Here is a 21880-nt window from a genome sequence, read left to right on the forward strand (position 1 = left end):
ACCATGGCAGATCTGAAAAATATTGGGGAATCGATCAGCTCACAGTTCCGTGACCTGAACGGCTTGCATCCTGGCCAGTGGCCGATAGTGCCGCGCATGTTGTGTGCCGCAGGTGTGATGGTGGCGGTGCTCGGGGTAGGCTGGTATCTGTACTGGAGTGATCAGCTCGACGAACTGGATCGCGCAGTGGCTGAAGAGGTAACGCTGAAGGATGCGTATAAGTCCAAGGTGCAGCAGGCTATCAACCTGGTCGGTTTGCGCAAGCAAAAAGAACAGGTGAACGAATACGTTTCCACCCTGGAAAAACAATTGCCGAGCAAGGCTGAGATGGATGCCTTGTTATCAGACATTAACCAGGCTGGTCTGGGGCGCGGACTTGCTTTTGAATTGTTCAAGCCAGGACAAGTCGTGGTGCGTGATTACTACGCCGAGTTGCCGATTGTGATCAAGGTGACCGGCAGTTATCACGACGTCGGCGCATTCTCCAGCGATATCGCGAATTTGCCGCGGATTGTGACCCTGAACAATATGAATCTGGTGGTGGCGAAGGGTAATACCCTGACCCTGGATGCGGTAGCCAAGACCTTCCGTTATCTGGATGAAGAGGAAGTCGCGGCGCAACGTAAAGCGGCTGCAGGCAACAAAAAAGGTGGCAAATGATGATGCCTATCTCTACCCGTATCCCCGTCACTAAGTCCGCCACCATGCTTGTACTGGCGCTGAGCCTTTCCGCTTGCGGCGATAGCGGCACTGCTGATGTCAGCCAGTGGATGAAGGAGGTGCGTCAGCAGACGCGTGTATCCATCAAGCCCTTATCCGAACCGAAAAAATTTACGCCGTTCAGCTACGACGCCAAGAATCGCGAAGATCCGTATAGCCCGAATAAACTGGCGATGGCTTTAGCCAAGGCGCGCAAGGATGGCGGCACCATACGTCCGGATCTGGATAGACGTCGTGAGGCACTGGAAAGTTTTCCGCTGGATACCGTGGTCATGGTCGGCACACTGACCAAGCCCGGTTTGACCTATGCCTTGCTGCAAGTCGATAAGTCGATTTACCAGGTCAAGGTGGGCAACTACGTCGGGCAAAACCTCGGCATGGTGACAAAAATTACTGATGGTGATGTGTCGTTGAAGGAAGTAGTTCAGGATGCGGCCGGTGACTGGGTCGAGCGTGAAGCCAAGCTGGAGTTGCAGGAGTCGCAAAAATGATCACGCTACAAAAACAATTCAAAAGTTCTCAAGGGATGGTGCAAAAAATGTGGCGACTTTCTGCGTTTGTCGGTCTCTTATTCATCGGCGGTGTAGCCACCGCACAGGAAAACGCGATTCAATCCATCACGGCGAATCAGCAAGGTTCCAATATCGTCGTGAAAGTCGCATTGAAGAACCCGCTGGCCAAACCGCCGGTCGGATTTACGATTAATAGCCCGGCCCGCATCGCACTGGATTTCGCCAATACCGCGAATGGAACCGGCAAAGGTCTGCAGGATATTGGTCTGGGCGACGTACGCAACGCCAATATTGTCCAGGTCGGCGATCGTTCACGCCTGGTTTTTAATCTGACGCGTCCTCTCAACTACGCAACGACTGTCGATGCCAATACGGTCATCGTCACGATAGATGGCACAGGCGCGATTCCGACGCCGCTGAATGCCATTGGCTTGCCGGTTCCGACACCACAGACAAATGCAGGGCGACAAGCCTTGCGTGATATCGATTTTCGTCGTGGCAATAACGGTGAAGGTCGTATCGTCGTCGATTTACCTAACAACCAGGTTGCTGTAGACGTTCGTCAACAAGGTAAAAAAATCGAAGTCGATTTCATGAAAGCGACTTTGCCGGAAGTATTGCGCCGTCGTCTGGATGTGGCTGATTTCGGTACCCCGGTGAATATAGTCACGACCACACAACAAGGCGATAACGTGCACATGACCATTGAGCCCAAGGGTTCGTGGGAGCACAGCGCCTATCAGAGCGATACCCAACTGGTCATCGAAGTGAAGCCATTGAAGGAAGAGCCGAACAAGCTCGGCCAGGGCGTACGTGATTATCGTGGCGATAAACTGTCGCTGAATTTCCAGAACGTGGAAGTGCGCGCTGTACTGCAAGTCATTGCCGACTTTACCGGCCTGAACATCATTACCAGCGACACCGTCAGCGGCAACCTGACTTTGCGTCTGAAGGATGTGCCCTGGGATCAGGCACTGGATATCGTGATGCAGGCCAAGGGTCTGGATATGCGCAAGAACGGCTCCGTGCTGTGGATCGCGCCACGTGATGAGTTGCTGACCAAAGAAAAACTGGAGCTGGAACAGCGCGCACAAATTGCAGAACTGGAACCAATCAAGACAGAAACCTTCCAGCTCAATTATCAAAAAGCGGAATCGTTCAAACAGATTTTCGGTATTGATGGCGGTAGCCGCAGCATCCTGACCAAGCGTGGTAGTGCAGTGGTTGATCCACGTACCAATCAGCTGTTCATTACAGATATTGCATCCAAACTCGAAGAAATTCGTGCATTGGTACTGAAGACTGATATTGCGACCCGCCAGGTGATGATCGAGGCGCGTATCGTCGAAGCGGATGACAAGTTCAGCAGCAGCCTTGGTGCGAAGTTGTCCTTCGGCGTCTCTAACCAGGGCAATTTTGAGCTGGGTGGCCGCCAAACCAGCACGACTACTGCCGTGGGGCAGCCGACGATAGGGGGCAGTGCGGTCAATTTGCCAGCGAGCGCGATTAACAGCAACACTCCAGGTTCGGTCGCTCTGACCCTGTTCAATGCGGCGGCGACCCGCTTTATTGGCCTGGAATTGTCGGCACTGGAAGCGGACGGTAAAGGTAAAGTCATCTCCAGCCCGCGTGTCATTACTGCTGATCAATTGAAAGCCCTGATCGAGCAAGGTACGGAGTTGCCGTATCAACAAGCGACCAGTAGCGGCGCGACCAGCGTGTCTTTCCGCAAAGCGAACCTGAAGCTGGAAGTGACACCGCAGATTACACCTGACGGTAATGTGATCCTGGACGTAGACGTGAATAAGGATACGGTCGGTGTTGAAACCCGTTCCGGCTTTGCGATTGATACCAAACACGTGAAAACCCAGGTCCTGATCGATAACGGCGGTACCGTGGTGATCGGCGGTATTTTCCAGCAAACGGAGCGTGATTCAGTGTCAAAAGTGCCATTCTTCGGTGATATCCCGGTCTTTGGTAATTTGTTCAAAACCACGGGTCGCACCAACGACAAGACTGAATTGCTGATCTTCCTGACACCTAAAATTCTGACTGACAAGGTCTCAATCAGGTAGGATGCCGCTTATAGGCAGCGCCATGTCGGCTGCTGCACCTGGTAAAGAGAGTTTGTGTAACGTGGGTGGAAACATTTTTCTGGTCGGTCTGATGGGTGCCGGCAAAACGACAGTCGGTCGTGCGCTGGCAAAAAGGCTGAACAAACGATTCATCGATTCCGACCACGAAATCGAAGAGCGCACGGGCGCGACTATCCCGCTGATTTTTGAAATCGAAGGCGAAGCGGCCTTTCGACAGCGGGAAGCGGAAGTCATCCGCGACCTGACCGCGCAGCAAGATATTGTTTTGGCAACAGGCGGCGGCGCTGTGCTGAATGCAGAGAGCCGTGCCTATCTCAAATCCCGCGGCACCGTGATTTACCTGCGTGCCAGCGTCAACAGCATCGTCCAGCGTACCAGTCACGACAAGAATCGCCCGCTATTGCAGACCGGCGACCCGCGTAAAACCATAGAGGAATTATCGCGCATACGCGAGCCGCTCTATAATGAGGTTGCGCACATCGTCATCGACACCGGGCGTCCTAACGTACAATTCCTGATGCAGTCCATTTTGTCCCAGCTTGGCCCTGAACATTTACAGGCGGAAGCACCGACAGCTGCACTACAGGATCATCATTCTTTATCGAAACATTCCATGACGTCTCCGCTTTCTTCTACTTCGAACACCTTGCAGGTTGATCTGGGTGCGCGTAGCTACCCGATCACCATCGGGCAAAACCTGCTCGGCGATTCCGCTTTGCTGGCTGCGCACGTGGCGGGCTCACGCGTTGCCATTGTGACCAATACTGTGGTGGCGCCTTTGTATCTGGAGCAGGTCAGCAAGTCGCTGCGCGCGGCTGGCAAGCAGGTAACAGAGATCGTGTTGCCGGATGGCGAAGAAGAAAAGAATTGGGAAAACCTGATGAAAATCTTCGACGCCTTGCTCGCGGAAAAATGCGATCGCAAGACGACCCTGATTGCATTGGGCGGTGGCGTGATTGGCGATATGACTGGTTTTGCTGCGGCAGCTTATATGCGCGGCGTGCCGTTCATACAGGTACCGACTACTTTGTTGTCGCAAGTTGATTCGTCGGTGGGCGGCAAAACCGGCATCAATCATCCGCTGGGCAAGAACATGATAGGAGCGTTCTATCAGCCACAAGCGGTCATTGCTGATACGGCGACCCTGAATACCCTGATTGATCGTGAGTTATCGTCCGGTCTGTCGGAAGTGATCAAGCACGGCGCGATTATAGATGCACCGTTTTTTGACTGGATAGAAGCCAATATCGGCAAGCTGGTAGCGAAAGATCCGGCAGCACTGGCCTATGCCATCAAACGTTCGTGTGAGATCAAGGCAGACGTGGTGCGCCAGGACGAACGCGAAGGCGGCTTGCGCGCGATCCTGAATTTCGGCCATACCTTCGGACATGCGATCGAAGCAGGCATGGGTTACGGCGTCTGGTTGCATGGCGAAGCGGTGGGCTGCGGTATGGTGATGGCGGCGGATTTGTCGCATCGCCTTGGTTTCATCGATGCGCAAACAAAAGACAGAATCGCCGCCGTGGTCAAAGCCGCTGGTTTGCCAACGGTCGCGCCCGATCTCGGCACCGAACGCTGGCTGGAATTGATGGAAGTCGACAAAAAGAATGAAGGCGGCCAAATAAAATTCATCCTGCTCAAGCCCTTGGGTACTTCGGTCATCATGCCGGTGCCGCAAGAAGCGTTGTTGCAAACTTTAAGCGCATGCGTCTCCTGATCACTCATCAGATGACTATGTGTCTGGCACTGTCCTGACATGAATATCGAGGCTCATCTCGCGCCTTACGCGGCCCGTTCCGATACATCGGCGGGTCGCCACCATACTGAACCGTCCACTTCTTCGCGTACCGAATTTCAACGCGACCGCGATCGCATCATTCACTCTGCGGCCTTTCGCCGACTGGAATACAAAACCCAGGTATTTGTTAATCACGAAGGTGACTTATTCCGTACGCGTCTGACGCACAGCATAGAAGTGGCGCAGATCGCACGCTCAATTGCGCGTAATTTGCAATTGAATGAGGATCTGGTTGAAGCTATTTCGCTGGCGCACGATCTGGGGCATACGCCTTTCGGCCACGCCGGACAGGATGCGCTGAACGCCTGCATGAGCGATTACGGTGGCTTCGAACACAATCTGCAAAGCCTGCGTGTAGTCGATACGCTGGAGCAGCGCTATGGCGCGTTCGACGGTTTGAACCTGATGTTTGAAACGCGTGAAGGCATACTGAAGCATTGTTCGCTGGCGAACGCTAAGAAGCTGGATGCGATAGGGCAGCGTTTCATACTCAGAAAGCAGCCGAGCCTGGAAGCGCAACTGGCGAATCTCGCCGATGAGATCGCCTACAACAACCACGATATCGACGATGGTTTGCGTTCGGGTTTGCTGAAGACGGCGCAGCTGGATGAAATTGATTTTTATGCGCGTCATCGCTATCAGGTCGAGCTGGCGTTTCCCGGCATCACCGGACGACGTGCGATCAATGAAACGATACGTCGCATGATCAACGCACTCATCGTCGATGTCATAGAAACTTCGCAACAGCGCATACAGGCAGCGCAATTGAAGTCGATAGACGATGTGCGCAATGCGCCAGCGTTGATTGCCTTTTCCGATGAGATGCGTGTTGAAGCGGCCTTGCTGAAACGTTTTCTGCGTGACAAGCTGTATCAGCACTATCAGGTCAATCGCATGACCAGCAAGGCGCGTCGCATCGTCGCCGAATTGTTTGATACCTTTATGCGCGAGCCGAATCTGCTGCCGCCGGATTATCAGCAGGCCAGGAGCGATGATCCCCAGGCTGTTTCAGCTCAGGCGCGCAAGGTGTCGGATTACATCGCGGGGATGACGGATCGCTACGCGATACGCGAACATAAACGACTGTTCATGATCGATGAGATGTAAGGCGTCAACGCTGACTTAAGTCAGCTTGCGTAACGGGTGTGCATAGGCCGGCCAGGCTGAGGTAAAAAATGGCGCGACCATTTCCGGCGTCACTTCTTCCAGCGTCGCAGGTCGCCATTGCGGCGCAAGGTCTTTATCGATAACCAGTGCACGTATGCCTTCGACGGTCTCGCCGTGTTCAAAGCAACGACGCACCATGGTGCGCTCCAGACGCAGGCAATCTGCCAATTCTATTTGTGCCGAACGGCGTATTTGTTCCAGCGACACATGAATCATCAGCGGTGAGCGCTTACGCATAATCTCCAGCGTCTTTTGCGCGAACGGATCGCTGTCTGCTGTCAACGATGCGACGATGCTTGCAACGTGGTCGTGCGCGAAATGGCGATCGATCAGGGCGTGCTGTCTGGCCAGCAAGCTGCCGGCCGGATCGATTTGTGATGTAAACGGTGCCGCGAAATCCTCTATCGCCTGGCGGTATTGATCACCATTGATTGATGCCAGCAAAGCCATCAAGGCAGGGAGTTCAGCCCGTGGCACAAATACATCCGCCAGATTGGCGTACAGGGCATCTGCCGCACCGACGATTTCCCCGGTCAGGCCGAGATAGGTGCCGAGTTCGCCTTGCAGGCGCGACAGGAAGTAGCCGCCGCCCACATCCGGAAACAAGCCGATATTCACTTCCGGCATTGCCATCCGTGTACGTTCGGTGACGATACGGATGCTGGCCGATGCGCTGCTTTGCGCGATGCCCATGCCGCCACCCATGACGATGCCGTCCAGTACCGAGATATACGGTTTTGGATAGTGGTGGATCAAATGATTCAACGCATATTCTTCGGTGAAAAAATCCTCCAGCAAGGCGCTGCCACCGGTTAAGCCGCCTTGCGCCACTTCATGGAAGAAACGGATGTCACCACCGGCACAAAATGCCTTGGGCAGGCTGCTGTCGATGACGACGGCGCGCACCGCTGCGTCATCTTGCCAGGCGGCCAGATGCTCGGCCAGCGTACGCACCATAGGCAAGGACAGGGAGTTCATGGCGTCGGGGCGGTCCAGGGTGAGGCGCGCGAGGCCATTTTCAACAGTAGAGCGTATGTGTTGTTCAGACATGATGCGGTGATCGAGTAAGTAAAGTTCGCCCATTTTATCGGCTTATGTTGTTGCAGGGAGGGCAATTCAGCGCAACCACTAAGGAGCCGGATTGCACCGTTTGTCGGATCGTTCTGGCGCTGGAAAGCAGTTGGTTTAAATTAATGTTAACTATAAGAAAGCTCCTATGAAACATATAACTTGCCCCAAATCGCCTGCCTGCCTAGGGTTCACCCTGATAGAACTGATGGTGACGGTAGCCGTCATCGGCATCCTCGCTTCTTTTGCGGTGCCGGCTTATACCGATTACGTAACGCGAGGGAAAATCCCGGAGGCGACTTCTACGCTGGCCACTAAACGTGTACAGATGGAGCAGTTTTTCCAGGATAACCATACCTATGTCAACGCCCCGCCTTGTGTTTCCAGCTCCAGCAAATATTTCACCTTTGATTGCGGCGGGACCTACGGTGTGGCCGGAACAACAACGGCCTATACGATAGAGGCGGTGGGCACCGGTTCGATGAACGGCTTTGTTTATACGATAGATCAAAACAATACCAAGGCGACCACGATGACTTCCGGTGCGCCTTCAGGCTGGACCGGCAATGCCAATTGCTGGGTTACGAGAAAAGGTGGCGTGTGCTGAAGCAGCGTTATCTGCAGAGCGGTGTGAGCCTGATCGAATTGATGGTCGGGCTGGCGGTTTTTGCCATTTTGCTGGGGATTGCGGTACCTAATTTCAGCACTTTTATGCAGAACAGCAAAATCCGTACTTCTGCCGAGGCGATCCAGAATGGCCTCAGCCTGGCGCGGGTGGAAGCAGTGCGTCGCAATACCAATGTGCAGTTTGCTCTGGGTGCGGGCACCTCCTGGGTGGTCGGTTGCCAGACGGCGACCAATGATTGCCCCGCCAGTATCCAGACTCGGGCCGGTACGAACGGATCGTCCAATATTCGGGTGGTTACTTCAGAAGTCGTTGCGACGACCGGCCTGGCAGCGGGTACACCGGTTTTTGATTCCATCCTGAGTTTCAATAGTCTGGGGCGTGTAACGACGGCCACTTTGCCAGCCGGACATAACGCCGCTTTCGATGTCACCAATCCGGATGGCGGTACCTGCGCTGCAGTAAGCGGGTCCATGCGTTGTTTGCGCGTAGTGGTGACGCCGGGTGGTCAGGTCCGTATGTGCGATCCGGCGCTCACTCGGTCTGGGGATGCCCAAGCATGTTGAGAAAAAAATTCATACAGCGACCTGCTTTGGATAAGCAGGCAGGGATCATGTTGCTGGAGGGTTTGATCGCCATTCTGGTTTTTTCCCTCGGCATATTGGCGCTGGTCGGGATGCAAGGCGTGGCGGTTAAACAAGTAACGGACGCCAAATATCGCTCGGATGCCAGCATGCTGGCGAATCAGCTGATGGGCACGATGTGGGTCAGCAATCGAACCCCGGCTGCTTTAAAAGCCAACTTTGATACCACCAGTGGCACATCGACAGAGTTGACCAACTGGAAAGCTGCCGTGGTGGCAACATTGCCTGGAGTTACTGCGGATGAAAATCAGCCGACAGTGAACGTGACTTCATTGGGTGGTGTGAATGATGGCACCGTAACGATGACCATATTCTGGCGTGCTCCAGGTGATGACGCGTCATCACCGGTACATAAATATGTCACCGTCGCGCAGATAAGGTGAGGAGCGTAAATTGTCTAGCAAGTTGAAATCTTCTCCTCGCGCCTCTGGTTTCAGTCTGGTCGAGATCATGGTGGGTCTTGCCATCGGGATGCTGGCTGTCATCGTTATTTTGCAGGTGTTTGCGTTATCAGAAGGGCGCAAGCGCACGACCACCAGCGGTGGCGATGCACAGAGTAATGGCGCGCTCATGATGTATCAACTACAGCATGAAATTGGCCAGGCTGGCTATGGCATTGCAGCTGTTAATCTGATGAATTGCAGTTTGCGTTGGCCCATCGCTTCTAACGTGAATATCGCTACCGCAGTGCCGCTTGCGCCAGTAACGATTAATCCTGATGCCGCGATTATCCCGATCGGAGATTTGAATACGGATCGCTTGTTGGTCATTTATGGAAATCCGAATGGACAGCCGCAGGGCAACGTCATTACAGCGCAGGCAGCACCGGTATATACGGTGCAAATGCCGAGCTCCTTTACACCAGGTGCCAATGGCGTCGGCGATAAAGTCATTGCCTCTCCTGCCGTATGTGGTGCATTGATCATAGATCGTGTCACTGCGGTATCGACTAACACCGTTACTGTGGAAACGGGTTCGGCAGGTGCCGCCTTGTACAACCTGGGGCCGAATCCTACGGTGCTGGCGTATGCCGTGCGCGGCGGGAATCTGACGGTATGTGACTACATGCTCAACGATTGCGGACTGGACGCCAACAAGGACAACGTATCGATTTGGGTGCCGATCGCAAGCAATATCGCCAGCATGAAGGCGCAATATGCACGTGATACAAGTGGCACCATGGATGCCATTCCGGACGTCTTTGATCAGACCCAGCCGTCGACGGCTTGTGGCTGGGCGCGCATTTCTGCCATCCGCCTGGCTATCGTAGCGCGTAACAGTCAGTATGAAAAAGATGTGGTGACTACCACCACCGTCAATGCCGGCAGTCCGGTAAATGCGCCTAGCTGGGCCGGGAATGACACGGATCCCATCGTCGCCAACACCGGATACCTGGGGCCCGATGCCGTAGCGGACGAGCCGTGGAAGCATTACCGATACAAAGTATTTCAGACAGTCGTGCCGATACGTAATGTGGCGTGGATGGGAGTACCAATAGGATGTTAAGACCAGCCACATTTTCCCTTGTACGACGTGACAGGCAACGCGGCCTGGTGCTGATCATTGCGCTGATTGTATTGGTCGCGATGACTTTGGCTGGGCTGGCGCTGATGCGCTCGGTGGATACCACCAATCTTATTGCCGGCAATCTGGCCTTCCAGCAGGCGGCAACCCGTTCCGCGGATGCCGGGGTTGAGGCCGGGATTACTTTTCTGCAGGGTGCATCCAGTGTGACGCTGGAAACGGACAGTGCAGGAAATGGCTACGCCGCGAACGGTAGCTCAGCAGGATTGAATCCGGCTGCGGGACAGTCCTGGGACGCGTATTGGGTAGCGAATCTCGAGAACCGGAAAATGACCCTGAGGAATGGCTCGGCTGACGAGGCTGGCAACGTCGTTTCGTATGTGATCGATCGCATGTGCAATAACGCAGGTGGTAAAACGACAGGCGCCTCTTGTTCTGCATCGCCCGTCGTCACCACGGCAACCGGGAATAACGAAGGGGTTGAAATTCAATTGAATGCGCCATCGGTGGTGTATTACCGGATCACGGTTCGTGTGACAGGTCCAAAAAATACGGTCAGTTATGTGCAGGCCATGGTGTCGATGTAGGGGCCTGGTCTCACGCAGATAGCACAAATTATTCTTCTTGTAGACGTGCAAGATGTGTTGCAAATTCAGGGGATTTCCATGAAGACTCATTCAGTGTCCAAAGATGTCAGTGCATTGCTGATTGCTCTGGCTCTTTTCGTTCCCGCGCATGCGGCAGTAACGGATATTTCGACTACCCCGTTGAACACTTACTCGGCTCCTAGTTCAACTGACGTAAAGCCGAATGTCTTCTTTATCCTCGATGATTCAGGAAGTATGGATTGGGACTTCATGCCGGATTGGGCCTGCGCCGCCAGTTCTTCGCGGAATTCTTCATGCGGCAGTGTAGGGCAAAGCACTTCGTCGGCGCGACCAGAGTATTGGTTCAGGAACGCTGCGTATAACGGCATGTACTACAACCCAGCGGTCAAATATGTTCCTCCGGTTGCTGTTGATAGTGCCGGTGTACTGAATACGACGACCTATCCAAGTCAGACCGGGACTTCGGCCGCGACGGGTGGTACTAACTGGGGCGCTGTCAAGAACGATGCTTATGGCGTGCAAATCACCGGTACATCTAATTTGCGGACGAATACGACAACACCGCCTTACTTTTACACCATGGTACCCGGACAGTACTGTACGAGTCCTAATCTGGCGATCTGTATTGATGCGACGGCACCGACGGCAACGTATCCATTCCCGGCGACAGTCCGCTGGTGTACAGATGGCACACTGACTGCGTGTCGTGCGACTTTCGGTAATAACTACACCTGGGTTAGAGCTCCATCGCCAGCAATAGCGACAATCGCGATTACAGGCTCTTCATCGACGAGTGTGAGTAGTGTCCGCGTGAACGGTTTCGAAATATTGTCTAACAGCACGGGTACGGTTTCCACTAACCCAGCGACTATCGCGCAGAATATTGTTTCGCGAATAAATCCTTGCAGTGTTACCACCACAGGGACTTGTGCTATTAGCGGCTACAGTGCTTCATATCAATTATTGCGCCGAGATTCAGGTGATTTTGGCAGTACATATGGGGCTTGGTATTTGGCAGCGACATGTACGAGTGTCAGCACGGGGCGGAATCGCGTTCAGTGCCAGGATGCTGTTGTAGTCACTCTTGCGCCGGGAGCGGTGAGTACCAGCGCCCCCGTGGTGACGCAAAGTGCTTCCATGACGATAACGACGACATCCTTTGCTGTTCCGGATACGTCGATTCAAGGACAAAACATACGGACAACGATCGTTCCGACCGTAAACAGCTATCCGTATCCTGGTACCAGTGTGAAGGCTGCAGCTCGTACAGACTGCGCGGGTACCACGTGTACCTACAATGAAGAAATGACCAATTACGCGAACTGGTGGACGTATTACAGGACGCGTATGCAAATGATGAAAACGGCGGCCAGCAATGCCTTTGCGACAATTGATTCAGCCGCTGACATTGCAAACAATGTTTCTCGCTTTCGCTTAGGCTACATGAGCATCAATAACAATACTGATAGCGACTATTTGAATTTGGGTGAATTTTCCGGCGCGCATAAGTACAGCTGGTACAACAAACTTATTAGCGCAGATCCTGAAAACGGGACGGGTTTGCGTGAGACGCTCTCAACTGCGGGTCGCTTGTATGGGGGAACACTCAATGGCAATAGTTACCGCGGCAGTACAGTATCAGATCCGATGCAATACTCTTGTCAGCAAAACTATACGATCTTATCGACGGATGGTTTCTGGAACGGAAGTGCCGGCTCAAAACTGGACGGTTCTACATCGGTGGGGAATCAGGACGTAGGATTGGGCGCGCCATACAGTGATGGCGGTACGCCGCAACTCCAGGCGCAAACAAGTACCTTGCAACAACGCACAGGTGCTTTGCAACTTAAATCGGGCAAAGGGAACTGGACCAATGCCACCACCTGCCAGGCCAACAACAATACGCAATGTCGTTACAACTGGTCGACCTGGACCAATGTATCGAGCTGCGCGATTAGTTACAGTAGCGGGAGCGGCAGTTGGAGCATCAGTAACGGAAGTGATTGTCAGTATGTCGATAGTACATGGGCATCCGCGACCACGTGTACTCCGATTGCCAAATCAGTCGCGCCGACATATACGGTAGGGGCGGCAAAGGCTTGTCGTACGATATCCAGTAGTGGCGGAACTTCGGACACCCTGGCTGACGTAGCTGCGTATTACTACAACACGGATTTGCGCAATTCCGATGCCACGGGTGCTGATGCAACAGGCACTTGTACCGGCCCGATCATTGCTCCAAGTACGACGGCAAATAATCTGTGCGATAACAATGTTCCTGCGAATGGTCTGGACGTGGCGACTACGCAGCATATGACTACGTTTACGCTGGGTTTGGGAGCGCAAGGCCAAATGATCTATGCGCCGACTGACGGCAAGGATTACTGGAACGATACCAGCGGCGATTTTTACGACATTAAAAAGGGCACTACTGCAAATCCTGCCAGCGGCATATGTTCATGGCAAAGCAGTGGCGCATGTACCTGGCCTATTCCTGCATCGAATTCGAATGCGAATATTGATGATTTGTGGCATGCCGCGATCAATGGACATGGTGCTTACTTCAGTGCTTCCGATCCGGCTTCCTTGTCGAGCAGTCTGATCAGTGCCTTGACTACGATCGTCAATACGCCGCGCCCTGGCACTGCAGCGGCCGCAGCCAGCAGCAATCCTAACGTTAGTGCAAGTGATAACTATGTCTTCAGTTCTTCGTACAAATCAGTGGAATGGTACGGCGAACTGATACGCCAGCAAATTACGCCTGAAGGTACATTGACGGCGCAGAACTGGTCGGCCATGCGCTTGCTCGACTGCGCCACCACAGCGTGGACGGCATCTACCAGCTATGTCGTGGGTAGCGCTTTCCGCCAGGGTAATCGCTGTTATACGGTGAATACTGCCTATGTCTCTGGTGCTACTTTCAATGCATCAGGAATAGATGATGCCCATACCTCGGTAGTCAATGCGGATGAAACTGCGGCATCCAGACAGCCTGTCGTGCCGCTCACTACCCGAACCATTTATACCAAAGGTTCGACCGGATTGATTTCGTTTGAATGGGCTAATTTGTCCAACGCGCAGAGAGCATTCTTCACCGCGCCCGCGATTACTTATGCGTCGGCAACCGCGGGCTTGTCGCAATTCTGTTCGCCGGCGGGTGGCGCCTGTTTGAGCACTACCTTGCAAAGCAACAATACAATCGCTACCGGCGGCGCGGCGGGTGAAGCCCTGGTTAACTTCTTGCGCGGTGACCGCAGCAATGACGGGAATTATTATCGTCAACGCACGCATGTATTGGGCGACATCGTTTCTTCCGAAGCGCGCTATGTCCAGACACCTTTGTATAACTATCTGGATAGCAACTACACAGCGTTTAAAACAGACAAGGCCAGCCGTGCCGGCGCGGTCTACGTAGGTGCGAATGATGGGATGTTGCATGCGTTCGATGCAACGTCAGGCCAGGAGTTGTGGGCGTACATTCCGAGCATGGTTTTGCCGAATTTGTACAAGCTGGCGGATAAAAATTATCCGAGCGATTCAACCAAGCACCAGTTCTACGTCGATAACTCGCCAGAAACCGGTGACATCTGTCCGACGGCGCCAACCACCGCTTGTACATCAGGGCAGTGGAAAACCATTCTGGTGGGCGGTTTGAATCGTGGTGGCAAAGGTTACTTCGCGCTTGATATCACTAATCCGGCATCCCCTGCATTGTTGTGGGAGTTTACGGATCAGAACCTGGGTTACACCTATGGCAATCCAAGCATCACTAAACTGAAGGATGGCACCTGGGTCGTCTTGCTTCCTTCCGGATATAACAATATCGACGGTACGGTCAGTGCGGATGTGGGTAAAGGTCGTTTGTATGTGTTGAATGCAGGTACAGGTGAGCTCATCAGAAGTATTGCGACGAGTGCCGGTAGTGCAACGACACCGAGCGGTTTGTCACGTGTCACCGCGCATGTACTGCAATCATCGACAGACAGTACCGCTATCGCTGCATATGGTGGGGATGTGCTCGGTAATGTATGGCGTTTCGATATTAATAATGACATAGGTGCGGCAGGATATGACGCACAGTTGCTGGTCAGTCTGACGGATGCTGGCGGCAGGGCCCAGCCAATGACGGCGAAGCCAGTGATTGCGACGCTCAGTGGCAAGCCAGTGGTCTATGTCGGTACCGGACGTTATTTGGGTACGACCGATGTCACCGATAGCAACATACAATCCTTTTACGCAATCAAAGATAATCTGGATACGGTAACGCTCGGTAATCCACGCACAGGCAGCAGTAATTTTGTGGTGCAAACGATGACGAGTGGCGTCTGTCCTGAGGGTACCTCGTCGTCGGTTTGTATTGCACAGCAGGAGGTGCGTACCAGTACCAGCAATGCGGTGGATTGGACGACTAAAAATGGCTGGTACATTGATTTCATGAGTGGCGGTGAGCGCTCAAGTACTGACCCTTCACTTGCTTTGGGAACATTGCTATTCACCACGATTACACCGCAAGCCTCGACCGTCAGTGCTTGCGGACCTACCACCGGGACTGCCGCCAGTTTTCTCTATGCGCTGAATTATTTGACCGGGGCTCCTGTCAGTACGGCGAATGGTGTAAGTGGAATCAGTCTGGGATCAGGGCTGGTCACACGTCCAGTCATGATATTGCAGGCAGATGGTACGGTGCGGGCCCTGATCCGTACATCGAGTGGTGCTTCCAGCGGTACCGATCTTGGCGGAACCATAGTAAAACCGCCGCCGCTTGAGCCTCCTCCGGGAAGTGGTACTCGCCGCGTATCCTGGCGTGTCCTGAACGCACCCTGAGATGTGACGGGATGATGGCGCAAGACATCATCCCGTCTGGATTTCTGCATGAAGATGTTTGCCCTTATCCGACAAAAAACTGCTACTGAGCGACTGGCAATGGCGTTGTCATTGCTCGCCCATGGCGGTTTGGCGGTGGGCTTCGTGTATGCCGTACATGGCAGTGTCGGCGGCGCGACCTATGCATCGGAATCGTCGGCGATGATAGTGGACTTGCTGAACGTGCAGCAGGAAGCCGCGCCATCTCGTGAGGCCATGCTGACACATGCCGTGACGGGGAAAGAAGGCATGGGTGCTTACCGTAGCACGACTGCCGATGTGATGGAAAAATCTGCTGCGGCAACGGATCAGACTGACCGTATGCCACAAGCGCGTGACGCAGCGGATGCTGATGCTGCCGCCTCTTTTAATCTGATCGCATTACCCAAACCTTATTACTTCCAGCCCGGCGAACTGACCGAACAGCCCGCTGTGCTGGTCGATATCTCTCCCGATCTGAGTGCAGTCTTTGCGAGCGGAGTGTCGCAGCTTGCGGTGCTGGATTTGCTCATCAATGAAAGTGGCGATATTGACGATGTCATCCTGGAAAACTCTTCCTTGCCCGAGCCCGCGCAGCAATTGATCAAGGATGCTTTCTCAAAAACGAAATTCCAGCCTGGAAAAGTGGCAGGGATGCCGGTGAAGAGTCAGCTCAAAATTGAAGTCGTGCTGGAAGGTGGCGCAGTCGAAAACATCGCGAAGAAGCTTGAATAAGCGTGTGAATCTGGCAAGCACTACAAAACAAAAAAGGGCGCAATTTGCGCCCTTCATTTCATCTGGCCGATTTGTTCGGCCTGCCTTTTATTTAAGGCGTTACAGCATCTGACGCATCCGGCAATCGTTTGATCGCATCGTGTTGATGGTCTTGCTGTTTGGTTTTGTATTTGATGACTTGTCGATCGAGTTTGTCGATCAGTGCATCTATGGCAGCGTATAAATTATCTGCAATGCTTTCTGCATGCAGGTCCTTGCCTCTCACACGCAAGTTAATTTCTGCCCTTTGGCGTTTTTCCTTCTCGGGGAGATTGTCTACAGTCAGGATGACTGCAATATCGATAACGTGATCAAAATGTCGTTTGATGCGCTCCAATTTACCTTGTACATATTCGCGGATGGCGGGGGTCAATTCGAGGTGATGTCCACTGATTGTGAGATTCATACAGTGCTCCTATGAAAGTCACTGGAGGTTATGCGCGTCTTGTTAAGTGACTACGCCGAACACAGCAACGTATTACTACAACAAAAAACTACAAAGGACGATATCTACAACGACTTGCGCAGATTGACCGGTGGGATTTTCAGGGCTTCGCGATATTTTGCGACTGTCCGTCTCGCTACCACCATGCCTTGTTCTGCCAGCATGTCGGCAATCTTGCTATCAGAGAATGGAATTTTCGGGTCTTCAGCTCCTATCAATTGTTTGATCAGTGCCCGTATCGCTGTCGATGATGCTTCACCACCGGCTTCTGTTGCGACATGGCTGCCGAAAAAGTATTTCAATTCGAACATCCCGTGGGGAGTCAGCATGTACTTCTGGGTGGTTACACGTGAAATAGTACTCTCGTGTAGTCCCAGTGTATCAGCAATTTCACGTAAAACAAGCGGTCTCATTGCGACCGCGCCGTGCGAAAAGAAGTTCCTTTGACGTTCGACAATTGCCTCTGCGACACGCAATATGGTGTCGAAGCGCTGACGCATATTCTTGATCAGCCATTTCGCTTCTTGCAACTGAGAACCAAGCGATGCCTCGCCTTTGCTTTGCTTCAAAATGTTGGCATACATGCTATTCACGCGCAGACGCGGCATCACATCGTGGTTGAGCATGACTTGCCAGCCGCTACGCGTACGCTTGACGATGACGTCAGGGACTACGTAATCGGAAGCATCAGTTGCAAAAATGGAACCTGGGTGCGGATTGCATTGCTTGATGATGGCTTGTGCTTCGCGCAAGTCTTCGTCATCGCAATCCAGTGCCTTGCGTAATTTATTGAAGTCGCGTTGGGCAAACAACGACAGGTGATTTTCTACAATTGCCAGTGCCATGCGACGCGTTACCATCGCGACCTTGGGCATGCGCCTGATTTGCAGAGCCAGGCATTCGGCGGCATCACGTGCACCTACACCCGGCGGGTCGAAGCTCTGCAGCATTTTGAGGGAAATCTGCAGCTCTTCCAGTTCGATTTCCAGCTCTTCCGGCAGGCGCGCATGGATTTCTTCCAGCGTTTCTTCCAGATAGCCGTTGTCATTCAGTGCGTCGATGATGAGTTCGAGCAGGGCACGGTCGCGGTGCTCGCGGACGGTAACGCGCATTTGCTCAAGCAGATGTTCGCGCAAGGTCGTTTCATGCGCTTCCAGTTGCGGCCGGCCATCATCGTCTTCCGGTGCCTTGGAGGTGCGCGCGACATCGTCGAAACTCCAGTCGCTGTCGCCGCTCGCGGCTTCCGGCAGATCGGGTGCTTCAGAGCCGCCTTCGCTATCCGGTGCTGGTGTATTGGCCTCGACGCTGGCACCTTCCGGTGCGGTACCGCTGGCGCCCATGGCGCCGTCGGCCAGCAGGCGCACTGCGTGATCCAGCGGATCATCGGTACGTTCCAGCATCGGGTTGTCAGTGAGTATCTGTTCCAGTTCCTGATGCAATTCAAGAGTCGATAACTGCAGCAAGCGGATGGACTGCTGCAGTTGTGGCGTCAGCGCCAGATGTTGGGAGACTCGTAGTTGCAGGGATTGCTTCATAGATGTTTTCTCTTCCGCTTACATGCGGAAGTGTTCACCCAGGTAGACACGGCGGACCGACTCGTTGGCGATAATATCGTCCGGTCGTCCGCTGGCCAGGACCGCGCCCTGGTTGATGATGTACGCGCGATCACAGATGCCGAGGGTTTCGCGCACATTGTGATCGGTGATCAGGACGCCGATGCCGCGCTCTTTCAGGAAGCGCACGATGCGTTGAATTTCAATCACGGCGATAGGGTCGACACCTGCAAACGGCTCATCCAGCAGCACGAAGCGCGGATTGGTTGCCAGTGCGCGGGCGATCTCTACGCGACGACGTTCGCCGCCAGACAGGGACATGGCCTGATTTTCACGCAGCTTTTCGATTTGCAGGTCAGCCAGCAGGGTATCCAGGCGCTGTTCGAGTTGCTCGCCGTTGAGGGCCTTGCCATCGACGCGCTGCAATTCCAGTACTGCGCGAATATTGTCTTCTACGCTCAGTTTGCGGAAGACCGATGCTTCCTGCGGCAGGTAAGACAAGCCCAGTTGTGCGCGCTTGTGGATAGGCTGGCGTGAGATATCAACGCCATCCAGTTCTATGCGGCCGGCGTCGGATGGCACCAGGCCCACAATCATATAAAAGGAGGTGGTTTTGCCTGCGCCGTTCGGGCCGAGCAAACCAATCACTTCGCCGCTTTCGACTTGCAGCGCGACATCGCGCACTACCTGGCGTGCGCCGTAGCTCTTTTGTAATCCATTAACAATCAGCTTGCTGGACATCTTATTTTGCCTTTGTATCTGCGGCACGCGGTTGGATCACGGCCTTGATGCGGCCGCCGCCTTGTTTGCTGTCGCCGCTTGCAGTGTTATGTACGGTAAAAAATTCAGCGCGGGTATCGTAGGAGATGAATTCGCCTTCGACTTCATCGGTAGGCTTGCCGTTTTCCAGGCGACGCATGCGTGCCTTGGAGTACAGCTTCATGATTTCAGCCTTGTCGTCGTATTCAATACGTTCGGCCTGGCCTTCTATCCATTGGTCCGGGCCGCCATCGCGTTTTTGTTTGAAGTTTGCCAGTGCATCGGATGAGCCATACAGCGTGATGAATTGATAGCCGGCTGGGTCTTGTTTGACCACCATTTTGTTGGCTTTCATCAGGATGGTGCCGCGTGTCAGTACGACATTGCCGGTGAAGGTGTTGATTTGCTTGATGTCGTCGTATTCCATTTTATTGGCTTCGACATTGGTGGGCTTGGTCGCGTCCGCTTTTTCAGCGTAAGAGACCAGGGTAGTGCCCAGGCCGCAGAGAACCAGAGCTACGGAGAGGAAACGTTTCATGAAAGTTCTCTAAATGATTGTTTCGGATAAAAGTCGTCTATGCGCTTAGCGCGGGTGTGCTGCCTGGTACAGCGCATTGACGTTGCTGGATAAATTGAATTCGCCGGTTGCATTGTTGGCGAACATGCCGCTGCCATTCAGTGTCGATGTGCCGACCTTGATGTCGACGTGCTTCGGCGTCTTCATGATCTCATCATCCGGCAAGATCAGCAGGTATGAAGTCTTGAGCTGGAAGTGCTGCGAGCCTGGTGCTGGTGGCCGGTCTATGATGACGTTGTCGTACATGTGCACTTCGGTGTTGTTATTCTCAACCATTGCACGTTCGGAACGACTCACCATCGGCTGGCGACCCTTGCTGAAGCTATACATCACCGGCTTCTGGATTTGATACGAGTTATCCAGCGGGTAGTGTTTCATCTCGGTGCCGGTCAGGTTGTAGCGTGCCACGCCATCCTTGCCCATACGTACGAAATTGAATTTCTCCGCATAGAAATCCGGGTCGCTGCGTTGCTGGACCGGCAGTGTGTCGTCGGTCTGGCGACGCATGACTTCGACCAGCCAGAAACTGCCGAGCGCCAGCGCCGCGCTGAGTGCTATCAGCACGATCAGGCGGACGGTATTGGCTGGACGCGGGGCTTTCATGCGAGATACGGCGCCAGCGCCGCCTCATAGTTGCCTTGCGCACGCAAGATGAAGTCGCATAACTCACGTGCCGCGCCGCGGCCGCCGCTGGCTTGCGTCACGTAATGCACGCGCGTACGTACTTCCGCATGCGCATTCGGTACGCTGGCGGCAAAACCGACGCGCAGCAAAATCGGCAAATCGATGACGTCATCGCCGACAAAGCCGCAGGCATCGGCGCTGGTGTTGGTTTGCGCCAGTAATTGTTCAAACGCGCTGCGCTTGTCGTGTATGCCCTGGAATACATGGTGTATGCCCAGGTCGGTAGCACGACGCAGCACGATGGGCGACTGACGGGCACTGATGATGGCAGTCGAGACGCCGGATTGCTGCAATAGTTTGATGCCGTGGCCGTCGAGCACATTGAAGGTCTTGCTGACTTCGCCGTCCGGGCCGAAGTGCAGGCTGCCGTCAGTCAGGATGCCATCGACGTCAAAAATCATTAGTCGCACATTGGATGCGCGCTGGATGGCGACGGTATCGTTGGGCGCGCTCATCAGATTACTTTCGCGCGTGTCAGGTCATGGATGTGCAAGGCGCCGACCAGCTTGCCGTTGCTGTCGGTGACCAGCAATTGGTTGATGCGGAAGGTTTCCATCATGTCGACCGCATCGACCGCCAATTGATCCGGATGCACGCTGCGTGGATTGGCATGCATGACTTCGGCGATCGACAGTTTGGAGAAGTCTTGCTGGGTTTCGATCAGGCGGCGCAAGTCGCCATCGGTAAAGACGCCGATGGCATGACCATTTGCGTCGACGACTGCTGTCATTGCCATGCCTTTTTTACTGCTTTCCAGCAGGGCTGCATACAGTGTCGCGTCTTTCGCTACAGTCGGGATGGCGTCACCGGTACGCATGACGTCGCGTACATGTGTCAACAAGCGACGACCCAGTGCGCCGCCCGGGTGCGAGCGGGCAAAGTCTTCTTCGCCAAAACCACGTGCGTCCAGCAGCGCAACCGCGAGTGCGTCGCCGAGGGCGAGGGTGGCGGTGGTGCTGGCGGTCGGGGCCAGGTTGAGCGGGCAGGCTTCCTTGTCGATATGGACGTTCAAATGAACGTCGGCCTGTACCGCCAGGTTGGAAGCATTGTTGCCGGTAATGGTGATCAGGTGTGCGCCCATGCGCTTGATGGTCGGGATAATGCCCAGTAACTCACCTGCTTCGCCCGAATAGGAAATCCCGATCAGGACGTCATCGGCGGTGATCATGCCGAGGTCGCCGTGCGAAGCTTCCGCTGCGTGCACAAAAAAGGCTGGTGTACCGGTGGAGGCCAGCGTCGACGCAATCTTGCGCGCGATATGGCCGGATTTGCCGATGCCGGAAACTACCACCCGGCCTTTACAGTTCAACAGCAGTGTGACGGCCTGGATGAATTGTCCGCTGGTCTCATGGGTAATGCGTTCTTTTAGCGCGAGGATGGCGTCGGCTTCGATTTGCAGGGTGTCGCAAGCAAATTGCAAGGCGCGCGCAGTGCTTTGGGCATCAAAAGTTGCCGGTGGGTTTGGGGCATGGGATACACTCATG

General features: G+C 54.0%; 20 protein-coding genes. 12 read left to right on the top strand and 8 right to left on the bottom strand.

Going from position 1 to position 21880, the window contains the following annotated elements; genetic code table 11:
• The first annotated feature begins 3 nt into the window (after window positions 1–3).
• Genes DBR37_RS09540 through DBR37_RS09560 form a run of 5 tightly spaced genes read left to right on the top strand, consistent with a single transcriptional unit; the run spans window position 4 to window position 6233 of the window.
• Complete coding sequence (locus DBR37_RS09540; protein ID WP_124574250.1) at window positions 4–660, top strand: type 4a pilus biogenesis protein PilO; 657 nt, start codon at window positions 4–6, stop codon at window positions 658–660.
• Window positions 657–1211, top strand: coding sequence for a pilus assembly protein PilP (locus DBR37_RS09545; RefSeq protein ID WP_124574251.1), 555 nt, complete (start codon window positions 657–659; stop codon window positions 1209–1211). The genes DBR37_RS09540 and DBR37_RS09545 overlap by 4 nt, the downstream gene beginning before the upstream one ends.
• A 47-nt stretch (window positions 1212–1258) precedes the next feature.
• Entirely contained in the window at window positions 1259–3307 is a 2049-nt protein-coding gene (gene pilQ / locus DBR37_RS09550; RefSeq protein WP_233588332.1) for a type IV pilus secretin PilQ, read from the top strand.
• A gap of 22 nt (window positions 3308–3329) precedes the next feature.
• Window positions 3330–5045: a bifunctional shikimate kinase/3-dehydroquinate synthase AroKB gene (aroKB, locus tag DBR37_RS09555; RefSeq protein WP_233588333.1), complete on the top strand. Its 1716-nt coding sequence runs from the start codon at window positions 3330–3332 to the stop codon at window positions 5043–5045.
• A gap of 39 nt (window positions 5046–5084) precedes the next feature.
• Complete coding sequence (locus DBR37_RS09560; RefSeq protein WP_124574252.1) at window positions 5085–6233, top strand: deoxyguanosinetriphosphate triphosphohydrolase; 1149 nt, start codon at window positions 5085–5087, stop codon at window positions 6231–6233.
• Between the two features lie 15 nt (window positions 6234–6248).
• On the opposite strand, the gene DBR37_RS09565 is transcribed toward DBR37_RS09560, so the two are convergent.
• Window positions 6249–7376 carry an enoyl-CoA hydratase/isomerase family protein gene (locus DBR37_RS09565; RefSeq protein ID WP_370454244.1) on the bottom strand — a complete coding sequence of 376 codons (1128 nt, stop codon included), beginning with the start codon at window positions 7374–7376 and terminating at the stop codon, window positions 6249–6251.
• A gap of 133 nt (window positions 7377–7509) precedes the next feature.
• Between DBR37_RS09565 and DBR37_RS09570 the strand changes: the two genes are divergently transcribed.
• The 7 genes from DBR37_RS09570 (at window position 7510) to DBR37_RS09600 (ending at window position 16339) form a co-directional block, all read left to right on the top strand.
• Complete coding sequence (locus tag DBR37_RS09570) at window positions 7510–7968, top strand: type IV pilin protein (RefSeq protein ID WP_124574253.1); 459 nt, start codon at window positions 7510–7512, stop codon at window positions 7966–7968.
• Complete coding sequence (locus DBR37_RS09575) at window positions 7962–8552, top strand: GspH/FimT family pseudopilin (RefSeq protein WP_199739094.1); 591 nt, start codon at window positions 7962–7964, stop codon at window positions 8550–8552. Before DBR37_RS09570 ends, DBR37_RS09575 begins: the two co-directional genes overlap by 7 nt.
• Window positions 8546–9013, top strand: coding sequence for a type IV pilus modification protein PilV (gene pilV, locus DBR37_RS09580; RefSeq protein WP_124574254.1), 468 nt, complete (start codon window positions 8546–8548; stop codon window positions 9011–9013). The genes DBR37_RS09575 and pilV overlap by 7 nt, the downstream gene beginning before the upstream one ends.
• 10 nt (window positions 9014–9023) lie before the next feature.
• Window positions 9024–10136 carry a PilW family protein gene (locus tag DBR37_RS09585; protein ID WP_124574255.1) on the top strand — a complete coding sequence of 371 codons (1113 nt, stop codon included), beginning with the start codon at window positions 9024–9026 and terminating at the stop codon, window positions 10134–10136.
• Window positions 10130–10741, top strand: a complete 612-nt coding sequence (locus DBR37_RS09590; RefSeq protein ID WP_124574256.1) for a hypothetical protein — start codon at window positions 10130–10132, stop codon at window positions 10739–10741. The genes DBR37_RS09585 and DBR37_RS09590 overlap by 7 nt, the downstream gene beginning before the upstream one ends.
• Window positions 10742–12409: 1668 nt before the next feature.
• Complete coding sequence (locus DBR37_RS09595) at window positions 12410–15586, top strand: pilus assembly protein (protein WP_158610245.1); 3177 nt, start codon at window positions 12410–12412, stop codon at window positions 15584–15586.
• A 48-nt stretch (window positions 15587–15634) separates the two neighbouring features.
• Entirely contained in the window at window positions 15635–16339 is a 705-nt protein-coding gene (locus DBR37_RS09600; RefSeq protein ID WP_124574258.1) for an energy transducer TonB, read from the top strand.
• Between the two features lie 91 nt (window positions 16340–16430).
• Here the strand turns inward: DBR37_RS09600 and hpf are convergent, their stop codons facing one another.
• The 7 genes from hpf to DBR37_RS09635 all read right to left on the bottom strand — a co-directional run bounded on the left by hpf (window position 16431) and on the right by DBR37_RS09635 (window position 21879).
• On the bottom strand, window positions 16431–16784 hold the full coding sequence (gene hpf, locus DBR37_RS09605) for a ribosome hibernation-promoting factor, HPF/YfiA family (RefSeq protein ID WP_124574259.1): 354 nt from the start codon (window positions 16782–16784) through the stop codon (window positions 16431–16433).
• 104 nt (window positions 16785–16888) lie between these two features.
• Window positions 16889–18358, bottom strand: a complete 1470-nt coding sequence (locus tag DBR37_RS09610; protein WP_124574260.1) for an RNA polymerase factor sigma-54 — start codon at window positions 18356–18358, stop codon at window positions 16889–16891.
• A gap of 18 nt (window positions 18359–18376) precedes the next feature.
• A complete protein-coding gene (gene lptB, locus DBR37_RS09615; RefSeq protein WP_124574261.1) occupies window positions 18377–19117 on the bottom strand; it encodes an LPS export ABC transporter ATP-binding protein in 741 nt (246 codons plus the stop codon).
• Between the two features lies 1 nt (window position 19118).
• Window positions 19119–19673: a lipopolysaccharide transport periplasmic protein LptA gene (lptA, locus tag DBR37_RS09620; RefSeq protein ID WP_124574262.1), complete on the bottom strand. Its 555-nt coding sequence runs from the start codon at window positions 19671–19673 to the stop codon at window positions 19119–19121.
• A 45-nt stretch (window positions 19674–19718) separates the two neighbouring features.
• The gene (gene lptC, locus DBR37_RS09625; protein ID WP_124574263.1) at window positions 19719–20315 is read right to left on the bottom strand and encodes an LPS export ABC transporter periplasmic protein LptC; all 597 of its coding nucleotides are present in this window, start codon (window positions 20313–20315) and stop codon (window positions 19719–19721) included.
• Window positions 20312–20851 (bottom strand): HAD family hydrolase, encoded by a 540-nt coding sequence (locus DBR37_RS09630; protein WP_124574264.1) that lies wholly within the window; start codon window positions 20849–20851, stop codon window positions 20312–20314. Before DBR37_RS09630 ends, lptC begins: the two co-directional genes overlap by 4 nt.
• A complete protein-coding gene (locus DBR37_RS09635) occupies window positions 20851–21879 on the bottom strand; it encodes an SIS domain-containing protein (protein ID WP_124574265.1) in 1029 nt (342 codons plus the stop codon). Before DBR37_RS09635 ends, DBR37_RS09630 begins: the two co-directional genes overlap by 1 nt.
• Window position 21880: the final 1 nt, after the last annotated feature.

Source organism: Herminiimonas sp. KBW02, from assembly GCF_003852535.1.
Lineage (GTDB): Bacteria > Pseudomonadota > Gammaproteobacteria > Burkholderiales > Burkholderiaceae_D > Oxalicibacterium.

Excerpts from the sequence above, each read along its gene's own strand:
- lptA (WP_124574262.1), bottom strand. The coding sequence starts at position 19,673 with ATGAAACGTTTCCTCTCCGTAGCTCTGGTTCTCTGCGGCCTGGGCACT.
- DBR37_RS09630 (WP_124574264.1), bottom strand. The coding sequence starts at position 20,851 with ATGAGCGCGCCCAACGATACCGTCGCCATCCAGCGCGCATCCAATGTG.
- DBR37_RS09565 (WP_370454244.1), bottom strand. The coding sequence starts at position 7,376 with ATGGGCGAACTTTACTTACTCGATCACCGCATCATGTCTGAACAACAC.
- pilV (WP_124574254.1), top strand. The coding sequence starts at position 8,546 with ATGTTGAGAAAAAAATTCATACAGCGACCTGCTTTGGATAAGCAGGCA.
- DBR37_RS09600 (WP_124574258.1), top strand. The coding sequence starts at position 15,635 with ATGAAGATGTTTGCCCTTATCCGACAAAAAACTGCTACTGAGCGACTG.
- DBR37_RS09540 (WP_124574250.1), top strand. The coding sequence starts at position 4 with ATGGCAGATCTGAAAAATATTGGGGAATCGATCAGCTCACAGTTCCGT.
- DBR37_RS09635 (WP_124574265.1), bottom strand. The coding sequence starts at position 21,879 with ATGAGTGTATCCCATGCCCCAAACCCACCGGCAACTTTTGATGCCCAA.
- aroKB (WP_233588333.1), top strand. The coding sequence starts at position 3,330 with ATGTCGGCTGCTGCACCTGGTAAAGAGAGTTTGTGTAACGTGGGTGGA.
- hpf (WP_124574259.1), bottom strand. The coding sequence starts at position 16,784 with ATGAATCTCACAATCAGTGGACATCACCTCGAATTGACCCCCGCCATC.
- DBR37_RS09570 (WP_124574253.1), top strand. The coding sequence starts at position 7,510 with ATGAAACATATAACTTGCCCCAAATCGCCTGCCTGCCTAGGGTTCACC.
- DBR37_RS09590 (WP_124574256.1), top strand. The coding sequence starts at position 10,130 with ATGTTAAGACCAGCCACATTTTCCCTTGTACGACGTGACAGGCAACGC.
- lptB (WP_124574261.1), bottom strand. The coding sequence starts at position 19,117 with ATGTCCAGCAAGCTGATTGTTAATGGATTACAAAAGAGCTACGGCGCA.
- lptC (WP_124574263.1), bottom strand. The coding sequence starts at position 20,315 with ATGAAAGCCCCGCGTCCAGCCAATACCGTCCGCCTGATCGTGCTGATA.
- pilQ (WP_233588332.1), top strand. The coding sequence starts at position 1,259 with ATGTGGCGACTTTCTGCGTTTGTCGGTCTCTTATTCATCGGCGGTGTA.
- DBR37_RS09545 (WP_124574251.1), top strand. The coding sequence starts at position 657 with ATGATGATGCCTATCTCTACCCGTATCCCCGTCACTAAGTCCGCCACC.
- DBR37_RS09560 (WP_124574252.1), top strand. The coding sequence starts at position 5,085 with ATGAATATCGAGGCTCATCTCGCGCCTTACGCGGCCCGTTCCGATACA.
- DBR37_RS09595 (WP_158610245.1), top strand. The coding sequence starts at position 12,410 with ATGCAATACTCTTGTCAGCAAAACTATACGATCTTATCGACGGATGGT.
- DBR37_RS09610 (WP_124574260.1), bottom strand. The coding sequence starts at position 18,358 with ATGAAGCAATCCCTGCAACTACGAGTCTCCCAACATCTGGCGCTGACG.